The following is a 15,634-nucleotide window of genomic DNA, read 5'->3' as shown; positions in this document are numbered from 1 at the left end:
GGCCGCGCCGGGCACGCTCCGGATCCCCCGAGATCCGGGGTCGCGGCCCGCCGGGTCAGACGGCCTGGCGCTTCAACTTCCGGCGCTCGCGCTCGGAAAGCCCTCCCCAGATGCCGAACCGTTCGTCGTGCTGCAGCGCGTACTCAAGGCACTCCGTACGCACCTCGCATGCCCGGCACACCTTCTTGGCCTCGCGAGTGGAGCCGCCCTTCTCCGGAAAAAACGCCTCCGGATCCGTCTGCGCGCACAGGGCGCGCTCCTGCCAGCCCAACTCTTCGTCCTCTGTGCCGTGCGCCAGCGGGATGACCACCTCGCTCACAGCGCACCTCCCTGCCCGTGGAACCCCCTGGTCAATGCCCTCCAGAGCTTCCTTCCCCCGAGACGGCATTGAAACTACACGGACGAAATTACACGCGTGTATCAGCCGCCCCGTCAAGCCGGAAGGCATTCCCGGGCGACATAGCGGGTTTTGCCGGGATGGGCATGCTGACCTTCAGATGAAGATCAGTTAATCGGGCGGTCACCGCGAAGGCGAGGCCTCACCGAGGGGGTTCGCGGGAGGCTTCACGGCGGGTCCGGCCGCGGGTACTACTGCGGGGGCGGGGGGCGGTTGTCCCGGTACCAGTCGCCGCCCTCCTGGTCGCCGGCCTGCGGCGGGGCGGGCTGGGTGCCCTGCGGGCCCTGGTCCTGTCCGGAGCCGCCGCCACCGCCGTAGGCGCGGGTCCACTCGCCCATCTCCTCCTGGTCGGCGGACGGCTGGCCCTGCTGCCCGGCCTGGTAGCCGCCCTGGCCGCCGTACTGCTGGTACTCCTGCTGGCCGTACTGCTGCTGCTCGTAGCCCTGCTGGGCGGGCTGGCCGTACTGCTGCTGGCCGTACTGCTGCTCGTACCCCTGCTGAGGAGCCTGCTGGCCCTCGGCGGCCTGCTGCTGCCCGTACTGCTGGTACTGCTGGTACTGCTGCTGGCCGTACTGCTGCTGCCCGTACTGCTGCTGGCCCTGCTGACCCTGCTGACCCTGCTGGTAGCCGAAGTCGGGGTAGGCCCCCTGCTGCATCTGCGGCTGCGGGCGCGGGGGCTGCATCCCCTGGAAGACCGTGAAGGCGTACCAGCCGCCGACGCCGACCACGGCCAGGTCGCCGGCGCCGACCAGGAAGGTCGTGAGCTTGCTCACCGCGCCGGCGTAGTCGGAGTTCGCGAGCATCCCGCTCAGCCACGAGATCACGCCGAACAGCGCGATGCCGCCGAGGATGCCGAGCGCCCCCATCGCGATCGTCCGCGCCTGCGGGGTCGGGGTGGCGCCCGAGGTCGTCAGCGCCACCGCCAGGACGACGAGGCCGACCATCGCGACCTGCAGGAACGTCCCGTCGTTGGTCTGGGCGAGGGCGCGCAGCGTGAAGCTGCCCCCGCCGCCGAGAAGCGAGATGATGCCCGCGAGAAGATGCACGCCCGCCGCGGCGAGCAAAACCCAGGCGGCCGGTTCGCGCAGGCGCTGGACGGCTTCCTTGTTCACGGTGACATCTCCAAGGCTCAGGACGGGCCGTTCCCCATTGCAGGCAAAGCTTTGCATAGTGTCGCCCGGAGCGGCGACCCCTCCGGTCGCCCCGGGGATCACCGTAGGGTTAAGGCCATGAAGATCGTGGCGTTGGCGGGCGGGATCGGCGGCGCCCGTTTCCTGCGCGGGCTCCTGGCGGCCGCCCCGGAGGCGGAGATCACCGTCATCGGCAACACCGGGGACGACATCTCCCTGTTCGGCCTGCGGGTGTGCCCCGACCTGGACACCGTGATGTACACCCTCGGCGGCGGCATCAACGAGGAGCAGGGCTGGGGCCGGGCGGAGGAGACGTTCACCGTCAAGGAGGAACTGGCCGCCTACGGGGTGGGGCCGGGATGGTTCGGGCTCGGCGACCGCGACTTCGCCACGCACATCGTCCGGACCCAGATGCTGGCGGCCGGCTACCCGCTGTCGGCGGTCACCGAGGCGCTGTGCGACCGGTGGCGGCCCGGGGTCCGGCTGCTGCCGATGACCGACGACCAGGTCGAGACGCACGTGGTGGTCGAGGACGAGCAGGGGCGGCGCGCGATCCACTTCCAGGAGTGGTGGGTGCGGATGCGCGCCTCGGTCCCGGCGCTGTCGATCGCGGCGGTCGGCGCAGCGGAGTCCAAGCCGGCGCCGGGGGTCCTGGCGGCGGTCGAGGCCGCCGACGTGGTGCTGTTCCCGCCGTCCAACCCGGTGGTGAGCATCGGGACGATCCTCGCGGTGCCCGGCATCCGGGACGCGGTCGCGGCCAAGACCGTGGTGGGCGTGTCGCCCATCGTCGGCGGTGCGCCCGTGCGGGGGATGGCCGACGCGTGCCTGACCGCGATCGGGGTGGAGACGTCGGCGCGCGCGGTCGCCGAGCACTACGGCCTCGGGCTGCTGGACGGCTGGCTCGTCGACGAGGCCGACGCCGGCGTGCGGGTCGAGGGCATCGAGGTGCGCTCGCGCCCGCTGCTGATGCGCGACGCCGAGGCGACCGCCGCGATCGCGCGCGCGGCCCTCGACGTCGCGGTGGAGCTGAAGCGGGCGGGGGTCGCCGAGTGAGCGCGGGACCGGGCGGAGCGGACCGCGGGGCCGTCCCCCCGCAGCGGATCGAGGTCTTCGGGGTGCCGGGGCTGCCGGAGGTCGCCGAGGGCGCCGACATCGCGGCGCTGATCCCGGACGGGACCGTCGAGGACGGCGACGTGCTCGTGGTCACCTCCAAGATCGTCAGCAAGGCGGAGGGGCGGGTCCTGGTCGCGGGCGACCGGGAGAAGGCCATCGACGCCGAGACCGTGCGGGTGGTGGCGCGGCGGGCGCACGCGCGCGGCGAGACCCGGATCGTGGAGACGCGGCAGGGGCTGGTGCTGGCCGCCGCCGGCGTGGACGCGTCCAACACCCGGCCCGGCACGGTGCTGCTGCTGCCGGAGGACCCGGACGCCTCGGCGCGGCGCATCCGCGCCGGGGTGCGGGAGCGGACCGGCGCCGACGTGGCCGTGATCGTGTCGGACACGCTCGGCCGGCCCTGGCGCAACGGGCTGACGGACGCGGCGATCGGCGCGGCCGGGCTGGCCCCGCTCAGCGACCTGCGCGGGCGCGACGACGCCTACGGCAACCGGCTGGACGCCACGATCACTGCCGTCGCCGACGAGATCGCGGCGGCCGGCGACCTGGTCAAGGGCAAGCTGGAGGGCGTGCCGATCGCGGTCGTGCGCGGGCTGCCCGGCCTGGTCACGCGCGAGGACGGGCCCGGCGCGCGGGCGCTGGTGCGTCCCCCCGAGGAGGACATGTTCCGCTTCGGGTCGGCGGACGTGCTGCGCGCGCGGCGCACGATCCGCGAGTTCACCGCCGAGCCGGTGGACCCGGCGGCGGTGCGGCGCGCGGTCGGCGCCGCGATCACCGCGCCGGCGCCGCACCACACCACGCCGTGGCGGTTCGTCCTGCTGGAGTCGGCGGAGTCCCGGACGCGGCTGCTGGACGCGATGCGCGACGCCTGGGAGGCCGACCTGCGCCGCGACGGCTTCTCCGAGGAGTCGGTCACCAAGCGGCTGCGGCGCGGCGAGGTGCTGCGCCGGGCCCCCTACCTCGTCGTCCCGTGCCTGGTCATGGACGGCTCGCACGACTACCCGGACGAGCGGCGCTCGCGCGCCGAGCGCGAGATGTTCGTGGTGGCGGCCGGGGCCGGCGTGGAGAACCTGCTGGTCGCGCTGGCCGTGGAGGGGCTCGGCTCGTGCTGGGTGTCGAGCACGATGTTCTGCCGCGACGTGGTGCGCGACGTCCTCGACCTGCCGGACGACTGGGACCCGATGGGCGCCGTCGGGGTGGGCCACGCCGCCGCGCCCCCGCGCGAGCGGCCGCCGCGCAGCCCGGACGCCTTCATCGAGACACGGTGAATCCGGCCCGGTGAACCCGGCCCGGTGAACCCGGTCCGGTGACGGCGCGGGAATAGATGCGGAGCGGCCCCGGCTTGAACAGCCGGGGCCGATCTTTTTGTCCGGTTTCTCGGACCCCCGGCGCGGCGCAGAATATGACGATTGGCATAGAGTGCCCGCATGGACGGCACGAGCTCCGCTCTTCGCCGGGCCCTGGCCCGCGCGCGCGACGGCAAGACACTGGACCGATCCGAGGCCACCACACTGCTGCGGGCCCGCGGGGCGCAGCTCGACGACCTGCTCGCCCACGCGGCCCGCGTCCGCGACGCCGGACTGGAGGCCGCGGGCCGCCCCGGCGTCATCACCTACAGCCGCAAGGTCTTCATCCCGCTGACCCGGCTGTGCCGGGACCGCTGCGGGTACTGCACGTTCGCGACCGTCCCGCACCGGCTGGACTCCCCCTATCTCAGCCCCGACGAGGTGCTGGAGATCGCGCGCCGGGGCGCGGAGATGGGTTGCAAGGAGGCGCTGTTCACGCTCGGGGACCGGCCCGAGGACCGGTGGCGCCCGGCCCGCGAGTGGCTGGACGCGCACGGCTACGACGACACGCTCTCGTACGTGCGCGCGATGGCGATCCGGGTGCTGGAGGAGACCGGGCTGCTGCCGCACCTCAACCCCGGGGTGCTGACCTGGCGCGACTTCCAGCGGCTCAAGCCGGTCGCGCCGTCCATGGGGATGATGCTGGAGACGACCGCGACGCGGCTGTTCAGCGAGCGCGGCGGCCCCCACTTCGGGTCTCCGGACAAGGACCCGGCGGTCCGGCTGCGGGTGCTGGAGGACGCGGGCCGCACGAACGTGCCGTTCACGACCGGCATCCTCATCGGGATCGGCGAGACGGTCGAGGAGCGCGCGGACGCGATCTTCGAGATCCGGCGGACGATGCGCGAGTACGGGGCGATCCAGGAGGTGATCGTCCAGAACTTCCGCGCGAAGCCGGACACGAAGATGCGCGACACCCCGGACGCCGAGCTGGAGGAGCTGGCCGCGACGATCGCGGTGACGCGGCTCGTCCTCGGGCCGAAGGCGCGCGTCCAGGCGCCCCCGAACCTCGTCGCCGACCAGTACGCGCTGATGCTGCGCGCCGGGATCGACGACTGGGGCGGGGTGTCGCCGCTGACGCCCGACCACGTGAACCCGGAGCGGCCGTGGCCGCAGATCGACGAGCTGGCCGCCCGGACCGCCGGGGCCGGGTTCGAGCTGCGCGAGCGCCTGACGATCTACCCCGAGTACGTGCGCCGCGGTGAGCCGTGGCTGGACCCGCGGCTCGCGGGCCACGTCGCCGCCCTTGCCGACCCCGCGACCGGGCTGGCGCGCGAGGACGCCGTCCTCGAGGGGCGCCCCTGGCAGGAGCCCGACGGCGGCTTCACGGCGTCCGGCCGGACCGACCTGCACACCGAGATCGACACGACCGGCCGCACCGCGGACCGGCGCGACGACTTCGACGAGGTGTACGGCGACTGGGACGCGCTGCGCGACCGCATGGCCGCGCCCCAGCGGTTCGACGCCGACGTCAAGGCCGCCCTGGCGCGCGCGGAGCGCGACCCCGCGGGGCTGTCGGACGACGAGGCGCTGGCCCTCCTGCACGCCGACGGCCCGGAGCTGGACGCGCTCGCCGCGCTGGCCGACGGCCTGCGGCGCGACGCCGTCGGCGACGAGGTCACCTACGTCGTCACCCGCAACATCAACTTCACCAACGTCTGCTACACCGGCTGCCGGTTCTGCGCGTTCGCGCAGCGCCGCACGGACGCCGACGCGTACACGCTGTCCCTGGAGCAGGTCGGCGACCGCGTGGACGAGGCGTGGGAGGCGGGCGCCACCGAGGTCTGCATGCAGGGCGGCATCCACCCGGACCTGCCCGGCACCGCCTACTTCGACCTCGCCCGCGAGGTGAAGCGCCGCGCGCCCGGCATCCACCTGCACTCCTACAGCCCGATGGAGGTCGTGAACGGCGCGTCCCGGACGGACCTGTCGATCCGGGAGTGGCTGGAGGCGGCGAAGGAGGCGGGCGTCGACTCGCTGCCGGGGACGGCCGCCGAGATCCTGGACGACGACGTGCGGTGGGTGCTGACCAAGGGGAAGCTGCCCACCGACCAGTGGGTCGAGGTCGTGACGACCGCGCACGAGATCGGTATCCCGACGACGTCCACGATGATGTACGGGCATGTGGACACGCCCGCGCACTGGGTCGCGCACATCAGGCTGCTGCGGTCGATCCAGGAGCGGACGGGCGGCTTCAGCGAGTTCGTGCTGCTGCCCTTCGTCCACCACAACTCGCCCATCTACCTCGCCGGGCTCGCGCGCCCGGGGCCGACCGCGCGGGAGAACGTCGCCGTCCACGCCCTCGCGCGCATCCTGCTGCACGGCGCGATCCCCAACATCCAGACGTCCTGGGTGAAGCTCGGGGACGAACTGTGCACGCGCGTCCTGCAGGGCGGGGTGAACGACCTCGGCGGGACGCTCATGGAGGAGACGATCAGCCGCATGGCCGGCTCGGAGAACGGGTCGTTCAAGCCCATCAGCGAGTTGGAGGCGATAGCGGCGCGCGCGGGCCGGCCCGCCAGGCAGCGCACCACCCTCTACGGCGAGGTCCCGGCCGAGCGCCTGGAGGCGTCCCGCCGCACGGACGGCATCGGGCAATTCGGGCGGCAGGCGCTCACCCTGACCCCGGTGTCCCGTCCGGTATGACCGGTGAGCTGCGCCGGTGGCGGAGCCGTCCCGCGGGCGCTCCCCACCGGCGCGGCCCGCTCGTCGCGAAGGGCTGATCAGGGCGCGCCGCGGCGGACGCTGGGGCGGCGCTCGACCAGCTGGTCCGCCGAGCGGCGCAGCTCGCGCAGGACGGCCTCGACCGAGGGCCGCACCTCCGCGCCGACGCGCGTCCACAGGACCATGCGGCGCTCCACGGGGGCGTCCGCGACGTCCCGCACGACGATGCCCTCCTCCCGCTCGGCGAGCGCGAGGTCGGGCACCAGGCAGACGGCGCCGCCCTGGGCGACCATCGCGAAGATGACCATCAGGTCGTTGGACCGGTAGCGGACGTCGGGCCGGAAACCGCCCAGCTCCACGCACGTCCGCTCGAGCAGGTCGGCGTGGTTGGTGCCGACGTGCCCGGTCGCCCACGGACAGCCGGCCAGGTCGGCCATCCGCACCGGGCCGTCCGCGCGGGCGAGCGGGTGGTCCTCGGGCATCCCGACCCGCATGATCTCGGTGACGAGGACCTCGGAGGTCAGCTCGGGCCTGCGCGGGCGCGGCAGGTGCGAGTACTCGTCGGTCAGCACCACGTCGATCTCCTGGAGCACCAGCGCCTGGAGCACCCGGTGGAACTCCTCGTCCAGCACGTCCACCACGAGATCGGGATACGCCTCCGCCAGCCGCGGCAGGGCCGGGGCGAGGACGTGCAGCAGCGCCGTCTGGAAGCCGACGAGCCGCACCGCCCCCGCGACGCGCCCGCTCGCCGCGAGCGCCTCCTCCTCGGCCCGCTTCGCCCGCGCCAGCAGCGCCTCGGCGTGCACGACGAGCACCTCGCCCGCCTCGGTCAGCCGCAGCCGCCTCCCGGCGCGCTCGACGACCGGCACGCCGACGTCCCGCTGCAACTGCGCGAGCTGCTGCGACACCGCGGACGGCGTGTAGCCCAGGGAGTCGGCGACCGCCGCGAGCGTTCCGCGCAGCTTGAGCTCGCGCAGCACCCGCAATCGCCCGAGATCCAGCATAGTGAAGCGATTCTTACACAATCCCTCCAGAAAGCGTCGCTGGACCTCAATGTTGGACGGAGTCAAACTGTAGGTGCGACGGAAGAAGAGGCGGTGACCCCGGCTCCTCCGCTCGTCCCGCGCGGGAACGCTGCCACTGCGATCCCAAGGAAGAAGAGATGCTGTACGTACTCGGCCTGATCATCGCCCTCGCCGTCCTCGGCCCCCTCTTCGGCGCCGACAGCAGGGACGGCCTCGACTGGGCCCCGAACAACTTCTGGCTGCGCCGCCGGACGGCGCAGGCCCCGGTCAGAAGGACCGGTAGTCCCGGACAGGCAACCGGGGGCCGCGCCTCGGCGGGTGCATCCCGGACGATTCCAGCAGCCGGGTGACCCGGTAGCGATGACCGGCGTAGGGCTCCAGCAGTTCGAGCATCCCGGCGTCGTCGACCTTGCGGCCCGCCAGCGCCCAGCCGACCAGGCCGGGCAGGTGGTAGTCGCCGACGGAGACGGCGTCGGGATCGCCCGCCGCGCGCTGCCTGACCTCGGCGGCCGTCCAGACGCCGATGCCCGGCAGCGACCGCAGCCGCGCCTCGGCCGGGTCCTCCTCCAGCCGCCGCGCGACCCGCGCCGCCCCGATGATGGTGCGGGCCCGGACGGCCTCCAGCCCGGACCGGTGCCACTCCCACGAGGGAATCGCGATCCAGACCTCCGGCGGCGGCGGGACCCGCATGTGCGGGGCGCCGGGCGCGGGCTGCCCGAACCTGCGCAGCAGGTAGGCCCACGCCCGCCACGCCTCCTGCCCGAGCACCTTCTGCTCCATCACCGCCGGAACGAGCGCCTCGAAGACGCGGCGCGTCCGGCCGATCCTCAGCCCCGGCCGCCTGAGCGCCTGGTCGCGGAGGACGTCGTGCCGCGGGACGAACCCCTCCGGCTCGTCGTCGGCCCCCAGTAGTTCGGGTACCCCGTCTAGGAGCCATTCGGCGCCCGGCCCCCAGGCCGTGGCCTCGACGGCGTCCCCGGCCCGGCGCAGGCGCAGCGTGCCGGGCCCGTCCGGAGTGTGGGACGCCCGCCAGACGGACCCGTCCCGCTCGATCCGGAACGCCGGATCGCGCGACCCGCGCCGATGCGGCGCCAGCGCGTCGCGCAGATCCAGCGGCCACGGCGGCCGCCACTCCCGGACCCGGCCGGTGAGGCGCCCAGCGGTCGCCTCACCGGCCACCCCGGACGACGGTTCCGCAACGCTCAACGAGCCGACTCTCCCTGCTTGACACACCCACCGGCCCACCAGGGCCTCCGCACCTCGGTGCTCCCGGCTTTCAGTCTGCCACCCGTCAGACGGCGATCGACTCCCGGCCGCCGGGCGGACGGGCCGAACGCCTGTGGAGACCCGGTAAGACGACCGCTTCCGCCGACTGCCTCAGGCGTCGGTAGAGAACCGGACGGCGGTCGGGGGCAGCTCTATGCCGGGCCAGACGCGGACGCCGCAGCGCAGTTCGTTGCCGGGCCCGACCACGGCGCCGTCGCCCAGGACGACGCCGTCGAGGACCGCGCCGGGGCCGACCCGGGCACCCCGGCTGAGGACCGAGTCGCGGACGGTGGCGCCCTCGGCGACGAACGAGTCCTCCAGCAGGACGCTGCCGACCACGGTGGCGCCCGCCTCGACCACGGCGCCCCGGCCGACGGTGGTACCGCCGCGCACGACCGCGCCCGGCGCCACACGCGCGCCCTCGAGGGCGAGGCGCTCGCCCGGCTCGCCGGGCATGGCGGGCGAGGTCAGGGCGCCGAGGACGAGGTCGCGCGAGCCCTTGACGAAGGCCTCGGGGGTGCCGACGTCCAGCCAGTAGCCCGACTCGACGTACCCCATGACCACCGCGCCGGAGGAGATCAGGGACGGGAACGTCTCGCGCTCGACGGAGACCACCTCGTCCTCGGGGATCGCGTCGACGGCCGAGCGGCGGAAGACGTAGCAGCCGGCGTTGATCTGGTTCGTCACCGGATGGGGCGTCTTCTCCAGGAACGCGGTGACGCGGCCGTCGTCGGCCGTGGGGACGCAGCCGAAGCGGGACGGGTCGTCGACCTCGGTGAGGTGGAGCGTCACCGACGCGTCGGCCTCCTCGTGCAGCTTGACCTGGGCGCGGACGTCGTGGCCCGACAGGATGTCGCCGTTCAGGATGAGGACCGGGTCGTCAGGTCCGCAGGTGAGGGCGCGGGAGGCGTTGCGGATGGCGCCGCCGGTGCCGAGCGGCTCGTCCTCGCTGACGTAGGCGAGGTCGACCCCGTAGGCGCGGTCGCCGAAGGCGGCCTCGAACATCTCGGCGCGGTAGGACGTGGCGAACACGATGCGCTCGACGCCCGCGGCGTGCGCGCGGGCCAGCTGGTGGGCGAGGAACGCCACCCCGGCGGTGGGCAGCAGGGGCTTCGGCGTGGAGATCGTCAGGGGGCGCAGGCGGGTGCCCTGACCGCCCACCAGGAGGATCGCTTCCACTCGGTTCCTTTCGCCGGGTTGGAAGCGAGCCTAGTGGGTGCGGGCCTTCGCGTACTGCTCCACGGCCCGCTGGTAGGAGGCCATGTGCGCCTCCGCGGACGCCGACCAGGAGAACCGCTCGGAGCGGGCGTGGGCGGCCTCCGCCAGCTCGGCGCGGCGCGGCGGGTCGTCGATCAGGGCGGCGAGGGCGGAGCCGATGCCGTCCGGGTCGAGCTCGGTGTAGGCGACCGCGTCGCCGCCGACCTCGGGGAGGGGCCCGCGGTGGGTGGTGAGGACGGGCGCGCCGCAGGACATGGCCTCCAGGACGGGCAGCCCGAAGCCCTCGCCGCGGCTCGGGAGCGCGACGACCAGGGCGCCGCCGAAGAACCCGGGCAGGGCCGGCCAGGGCAGGTAGCCGGGGCGCAGGACGCGCAGCTCCAGGGGGACGGTGGCGAGGGCCGCGTCGACCTCGTCGTCCCAGCCGCCGCTGCCCGCGAGCACGAGCGCCGGGGCGTCCTCGCGCCCGGCGCAGGCCTTCACCCAGCCGCGGATCAGGTTCGGGACGTTCTTGCGCGGCTCCAGCGCGCCCAGGTAGGCGACGTAGGGGCGGCCGTGCAGGCCGAGGCGGTCGGAGACGTGCTTGACCTCCGCCTCGGACGGGCGGTGGAAGACCTCGTGGTCGACGCCGTGGTAGGCGACGTCGATGTGGGACGGGTCGGCGCCGAGCAGGCTGACCAGCTCGTCGCGCGTCGCGCGGGACGGGGCGATGAGCCGCGTCGCGCGGCGGGCGGCGTTGCGGGTCGCCGACTTGATGTAGGACGTGCGCACCGGGTCGTGCAGCTCCGGCTCGGCGAACAGCGTCACGTCGTGGATGGTCACCACGGTCGGCAGGCCCGCGCTCACCGGCATCGTGTAGGTGGGCAGGTGGATGACCTCCGCGCCGACGCGCGCGGCCACGTGCGGCAGGCCCGACTGCTCCCACGCCAGCCGGGTGGCGCGGTGCGAGAGCGTCGCGGGGCCCGCGACCACCTGCGCCCCGGGCACGAGGCCCTCATAGCGCTCCGCGTCCGCGCGCTGGCAGGCTACGGCGAGGTCGGCGCCCTGCCGGTGCAGGGCGCACAGCAGCCCGTCCACGTACCGGCCGAGCCCGCCGCGGTCGGCAGGCACGGCGGTGGCGTCGAGCAGAATCCGAGGCGCCACGGTCCTTCCCCCATCCAGCGCGGTGGCGTAGATCACTCTTTACTCTTCGAGCGTACGCCCGGAGGGCGCGCACTCGCCGGATCTCGTTCCACGCGATTCATCGTGAGGGGCCCTCCCCACACGCGAACCTCTTACGCGCCCTGGCTTTCGCGCGCCCCTATCTTTTTCGGGCCCGGACCAGAACGATGCTGCCGCGCTCGTTCGGGGCCGCCCGGTCGGCGAGGGCGACGAGGGGGGTGAGCGGCGCCGCCGCATTGAAACCGACCTTGCCCCCATAGGTGGACAGGGACAGGTAGAGGCGCTCGGTGGCGGCGGTGCGGAACTGGTAGCTGTACCGGACGAGGTCGAGGCCGCGCTCGTCCATCAGCTTGCTCAGGCTGTCGTGGGTGTAGGTGTGCTGGACGTGGTACTTGGCCTTGTGCGCGTCGCGCAGTTTCGGCCAGGCGTCGGCGCGGCTCAGCACGTCGGCGGACATGAAGATCTCACCGCCCGGCCTGAGCACCCGCGCCATCTCGTCCAGCGACCTGCCGCCGTCGTCGAAGTGCTCGATCGCGCAGACCGACAGGACCGCGTCGAACGAGCCGTCCGCGAACGGGAGCCGCAGCGCGTCGCACTCGATCAGCGCGGGGGCGTGCGCGAGCGTCCGCCCGTAGACCATCTTGCCGCGGGCCAGGTCGATCGAGACGGCGTCGGCGCCGCGCCGGCGCGCGCGGCCGGCCCAGTAGCCGTCACCGCCCGCGACGTCGAGGACCCGCTTGCCGCGCAGGTCGCGCCCCATCCAGTCGAGCAGCGTCCCCGCCTCGCGGTACCGGCACACGTGCACCTGGTGCCCCATGAAGGCGACCACATCCGAAATCTTCATCGCCCCCCAACTCTAGGCCGATCGGACGGCCGCGAGGTCACGTTCGCCTACGCTGGGCGCGTGAAGATGAAGGTCGTCGCCGTCCGGGGCCTGCGCGTGCTCCTGGTCCTGCTCGCGCTCGCGTTCTGCGGCTACAGCGTGGCGTCCCAGTGGGACGCCACGGTGGACGCGTTCCAGCAGATGTCGTGGGCCGCGCTCGCCGGGGCGCTCGCCGCGGGGCTGGCGGGGCTCTTCGTCTGGATGCTCGGCTGGCGGGAGTTCCTCGCCGGGCTCGGATCGCCGCTGCCGGTGCGGGCCATCTTCCGGATCTCGGGGATCAGCCAGCTCGGCAAGTACGTCCCGGGCAAGGTGTGGGCGCTGGTCACCCAGATCGAGATGACGCGCGAGCACAAGGTGCCGCCCGAGCGCAGCTTCGGCTCGACGCTGCTGGCGGTCGCGACGTCCACCTCGTGCGGGCTCGCGGTCGCGGCGGTGACACTGCCGCTGACCTCCGCGGCGGCGCGCCGGGAGTACTGGTGGCTGTTCCTGCTGGCGCCCGTCCTGCTGGCGATGCTCCACCCGAAGATCGTGAGCTGGGCGCTCGGCGTGCTGCTCAGGCTCGTGCGGCGGCCGCCGCTGGAGCACCCGGTCAGCCTGGGCGCGACGCTCAGGGCCGTCGGGTGGACGGTCCTCGGCTGGGCCCTGTTCGGCGTGCACACCTGGCTGCTGTGCGCGGCCGTGGGCGGCGACGGCAAGGGGCTGCCGTTCCTGGCGACCGGGGCGTACGCGCTGGCGTTCGTCGCCGGCTTCCTCGTCTTCATCGCGCCGGGCGGCATCGGGGCGCGGGAGGCGGCGCTGACGGTCGTGCTGACGCCGGTGCTCCCGGCGGGCGCCCCGGTCGTGGTCGCGATCGCGTCCCGGGTGCTGCTGACCGCCGCCGACCTCCTGAACGCGGGCGTCGCGCTCCTGCTCGGCAGGACGGCCCCGGCCGCCGGGAATGAACAGCGGCCGGAGGAACTTGTGACCGGTACGCAGCCCACGACGGGCGCGCAGCCTACGAAGGAGGGACCGTGACGGCCCCGATCACCGTGACCGACGCGACGTTCGCGGACGAGGTCCTGAGCAGCGACACTCCCGTACTGGTCGACTTCTGGGCCGACTGGTGCGGGCCGTGCCGGATGATCGCTCCGATCCTGGAGCAGATCGCGCAGGAGCAGGACGGCAAGATCAAGATCGCGAAGATGGACTACGACGCGAACCCGCAGACGCCGGGCAAGTACGGCGTCATGGGCCTGCCGACCCTGCTGCTCCTCAAGAACGGCGAGGTCGTGGAGCAGATCGTCGGCGCCAAGCCGAAGCGCGCCCTGATGAAGGTCATCGAACCGCACCTGTAAGGGCGTCGAGGTAGGCGGCCCACACCGGGCCGTGGTCGACCGGGCGGACGCCGGAGCGCAGCCGCTCCGGCTCCCCCGGCGCGTAGAAGCGGCGGAGGGCGCCGGCGAGCGCCGGCACGTCGCCGGCCGCGCAGACCAGCCCGTCCACGCCGTCGCGGATCTGCTCGGCGAACCCGCCCACATCGGTGGCGATCACCGGGAGGCCGTGCTCGTAGGCCATCCAGACGTTCTGTGACGCGGTCGCCGTCCGGTACGGCAGGACGAGCGCGTCGGCGGCGGCGAAGAGTCCCGGAACATCGGCGGCGGGCACGTAGCCGGGCCGCAGCTCCACCCGTGACGTCAGGTCCAGCGAGCGGATCAGCTCGCGGGTCTCGTCGAGGCCGCCCCAGAACTCCCCCGCGACGGTCAGCGCGACGTCGTCCGGGCCTTCGGCGAGGGCCCGGAGCAGGACGTCCAGCCCCTTGTACGGGCGGACGATCCCGAAGAACAGCAGCCGCCGGCGGACCTTCCCGTCACCGGGCGCGGCGGCGGTGGCCGCCGGCAGGTGCGCGGCCATCTCCGCGACCCGCACGGGCCGCCCCGTGAGCGTGCGCGCCAGCTCCGCCTGGGCCTCGGTGTGGACGAGCACCCCGTCGACCTTCCGCAGCAGGCGCCGCATCAGCGGCTCGTCGTACGGCTTGCGCTCGTGCGGCAGGACGTTGTGGCACAGCGCCACCACCGGGGTCCGGCCGCGGAGGCCGGCGAGGATCCCGAGGTAGGACGGCACCTGGACGGTGCTCAGCACCACCAGGACGACCAGGTCGCTCGACCGCAGCGCGCGGCCGGTGCGCCACCAGCCGTCAGGGCGGCGCCAGTCGAGCCGGCGCCGGGTCCCGGGGAACGGCTCCCCCTCCGGCTCGGAGATCGTCTGCTGCCCCGGGTACAGGAACGAGGGGTACTGGGCCCGCCACGACTCGATGACGACGTCGTGGCCCGCCGCCGCCAGCCGGTGGGCCAGCTCGGTGGTGTGCCGGGCGCCGCCGCCCTTGTAGGGGAACGCGGGCCCGACGATCGCGACGCGCATGCCGCTAGACGTCGCCGCGGGAACGGACGATCAGGTCGGCCAGCAGCGCCAGCGACGCGATGATCAGCCCCGTCACGAAGATCATGATGGTGTTGTTGGCGAAGTAGCCGAAGTGCACCACCATGTCGAACACGCCCTTGAGCAGCCCGATCACGATCAGCCACAGCGCGGGCGGCATCAGCACCTTGAGCGGGTTGAAGTACATGACCATCCGCAGCACCTGAAGGATGTAGCGGTAGGCGTCCTTGGTGAAGTGGAACTTCGACTTGCCGGCCCGCTTGGCGTAGTCGATCGGCATGTACCGGACGGGGTGCTGGTTCGACAGGAACGCGATCGTGATCGTCGTGACGCAGGAGAACCCGGGCGGCAGCAGCCGCAGGTACGGCAGCGACACCTCGCGGCGGAACGCGCGCAGCCCCGAGTTCAGGTCGGGGATCCTGGTGTTCGTGAGCCGCTCTGCGACCTTGCGGATGAACCACTTGGCGGGCACCCGCAGCGCCTTGTGCGTCCCCTCCTCGGTCGTGCGCGCCCCGACGACCTGGTCGACCGCCGGGTCGGTGTCGAGGACCTCGACCAGCTCGGGGATCCGCTCGTTGGGGTAGGACATGTCGGCGTCCGTCCACACGACGATGTCGCCGCGGGCCTGCTGCGAGCCGATGCGCCGGACGGTGCCCGACCCGCTGTTGTGCTGGAACGCCATGATGCGCATGTTCGGGAAGCGGGGCGCCGCCTCCTCCAGCCGGGCGAGCGTCGCGTCCGTCGAGCAGTCGTCGACGGCCAGCAGCTCGTAGGTCTTGCCGCTGGCGTCCATCGCCTTGCAGATGCGCTCGACCTCGTCGATCACGTGGTCCTGCTCGTTGTAGCACGGCAGGACGATCGTGACGTGCACGGCGTCGGACGCGTCGACCGCGGCGGGCGCGGGACCGGGCGCGGGGACGGGATCGGGCGCGGGTTCGGACGCGGGCTCCACATCGGCGGGCGGCTGGGGCGTCGGCTCGACAGACTGGGTGCTCACGCAGCGCGAGGATACTCGCCCC

General features: G+C 73.5%; 14 protein-coding genes. 5 read left to right on the top strand and 9 right to left on the bottom strand.

The genetic code is table 11. The annotated features are described in order from the left end of the window. Positions 1–55 precede the first annotated feature (55 nt). Positions 56–319 carry a WhiB family transcriptional regulator gene (locus AB0C21_RS19850; protein WP_141581130.1) on the bottom strand — a complete coding sequence of 88 codons (264 nt, stop codon included), beginning with the start codon at positions 317–319 and terminating at the stop codon, positions 56–58. 269 nt (positions 320–588) lie between these two features. Then, positions 589–1,509, bottom strand: a complete 921-nt coding sequence (locus AB0C21_RS19845) for a hypothetical protein (RefSeq protein ID WP_500205858.1) — start codon at positions 1,507–1,509, stop codon at positions 589–591. 117 nt (positions 1,510–1,626) lie between these two features. Between AB0C21_RS19845 and cofD the strand changes: the two genes are divergently transcribed. From cofD to AB0C21_RS19830, 3 genes are all read left to right on the top strand, one after another. Then, a complete protein-coding gene (gene cofD / locus AB0C21_RS19840; RefSeq protein WP_500205856.1) occupies positions 1,627–2,580 on the top strand; it encodes a 2-phospho-L-lactate transferase in 954 nt (317 codons plus the stop codon). 47 nt (positions 2,581–2,627) lie between these two features. Then, positions 2,628–3,908: a coenzyme F420-0:L-glutamate ligase gene (locus AB0C21_RS19835; RefSeq protein ID WP_500206177.1), complete on the top strand. Its 1,281-nt coding sequence runs from the start codon at positions 2,628–2,630 to the stop codon at positions 3,906–3,908. Between the two features lie 159 nt (positions 3,909–4,067). Beyond that, positions 4,068–6,632: a bifunctional FO biosynthesis protein CofGH gene (locus AB0C21_RS19830; protein WP_500205854.1), complete on the top strand. Its 2,565-nt coding sequence runs from the start codon at positions 4,068–4,070 to the stop codon at positions 6,630–6,632. A 77-nt stretch (positions 6,633–6,709) separates the two neighbouring features. Here the strand turns inward: AB0C21_RS19830 and AB0C21_RS19825 are convergent, their stop codons facing one another. From AB0C21_RS19825 to AB0C21_RS19805, 5 genes are all read right to left on the bottom strand, one after another. After that, positions 6,710–7,654, bottom strand: coding sequence for a LysR family transcriptional regulator (locus AB0C21_RS19825; RefSeq protein WP_500205852.1), 945 nt, complete (start codon positions 7,652–7,654; stop codon positions 6,710–6,712). Between the two features lie 288 nt (positions 7,655–7,942). Continuing rightward, complete coding sequence (locus AB0C21_RS19820; protein ID WP_500205850.1) at positions 7,943–8,881, bottom strand: DNA-3-methyladenine glycosylase family protein; 939 nt, start codon at positions 8,879–8,881, stop codon at positions 7,943–7,945. Positions 8,882–9,052: 171 nt separating this feature from the next. Then, positions 9,053–10,120, bottom strand: a complete 1,068-nt coding sequence (gene manB / locus AB0C21_RS19815) for a mannose-1-phosphate guanylyltransferase (protein WP_500205848.1) — start codon at positions 10,118–10,120, stop codon at positions 9,053–9,055. A 30-nt stretch (positions 10,121–10,150) separates the two neighbouring features. After that, positions 10,151–11,299, bottom strand: coding sequence for a glycosyltransferase family 4 protein (locus AB0C21_RS19810; RefSeq protein ID WP_500205846.1), 1,149 nt, complete (start codon positions 11,297–11,299; stop codon positions 10,151–10,153). 157 nt (positions 11,300–11,456) lie between these two features. After that, complete coding sequence (locus AB0C21_RS19805) at positions 11,457–12,161, bottom strand: class I SAM-dependent methyltransferase (RefSeq protein ID WP_500205845.1); 705 nt, start codon at positions 12,159–12,161, stop codon at positions 11,457–11,459. A gap of 66 nt (positions 12,162–12,227) precedes the next feature. Between AB0C21_RS19805 and AB0C21_RS19800 the strand changes: the two genes are divergently transcribed. Both AB0C21_RS19800 and trxA read left to right on the top strand, forming a co-directional pair. Continuing rightward, positions 12,228–13,214: a lysylphosphatidylglycerol synthase domain-containing protein gene (locus AB0C21_RS19800; RefSeq protein WP_500206176.1), complete on the top strand. Its 987-nt coding sequence runs from the start codon at positions 12,228–12,230 to the stop codon at positions 13,212–13,214. Next, positions 13,211–13,534: a thioredoxin gene (gene trxA / locus AB0C21_RS19795; RefSeq protein ID WP_149259125.1), complete on the top strand. Its 324-nt coding sequence runs from the start codon at positions 13,211–13,213 to the stop codon at positions 13,532–13,534. The genes AB0C21_RS19800 and trxA overlap by 4 nt, the downstream gene beginning before the upstream one ends. Here trxA and AB0C21_RS19790 read toward each other — a convergent pair. Together AB0C21_RS19790 and AB0C21_RS19785 are read right to left on the bottom strand one after the other, a co-directional pair. Next, the gene (locus tag AB0C21_RS19790) at positions 13,515–14,597 is read right to left on the bottom strand and encodes a glycosyltransferase family 4 protein (RefSeq protein WP_500205841.1); all 1,083 of its coding nucleotides are present in this window, start codon (positions 14,595–14,597) and stop codon (positions 13,515–13,517) included. The two genes, trxA and AB0C21_RS19790, sit on opposite strands and share 20 nt — an antisense overlap. Before the next feature lie 4 nt (positions 14,598–14,601). Then, positions 14,602–15,612 (bottom strand): glycosyltransferase family 2 protein, encoded by a 1,011-nt coding sequence (locus AB0C21_RS19785; RefSeq protein WP_500205839.1) that lies wholly within the window; start codon positions 15,610–15,612, stop codon positions 14,602–14,604. Between the last annotated feature and the right edge of the window lie 22 nt (positions 15,613–15,634).

This window comes from Spirillospora sp. NPDC049024 (genome assembly GCF_040649235.1).
Taxonomy (GTDB): Bacteria; Actinomycetota; Actinomycetes; order Streptosporangiales; family Streptosporangiaceae; genus Spirillospora.
This window is presented reverse-complemented; position numbering and strand designations above follow the sequence as displayed.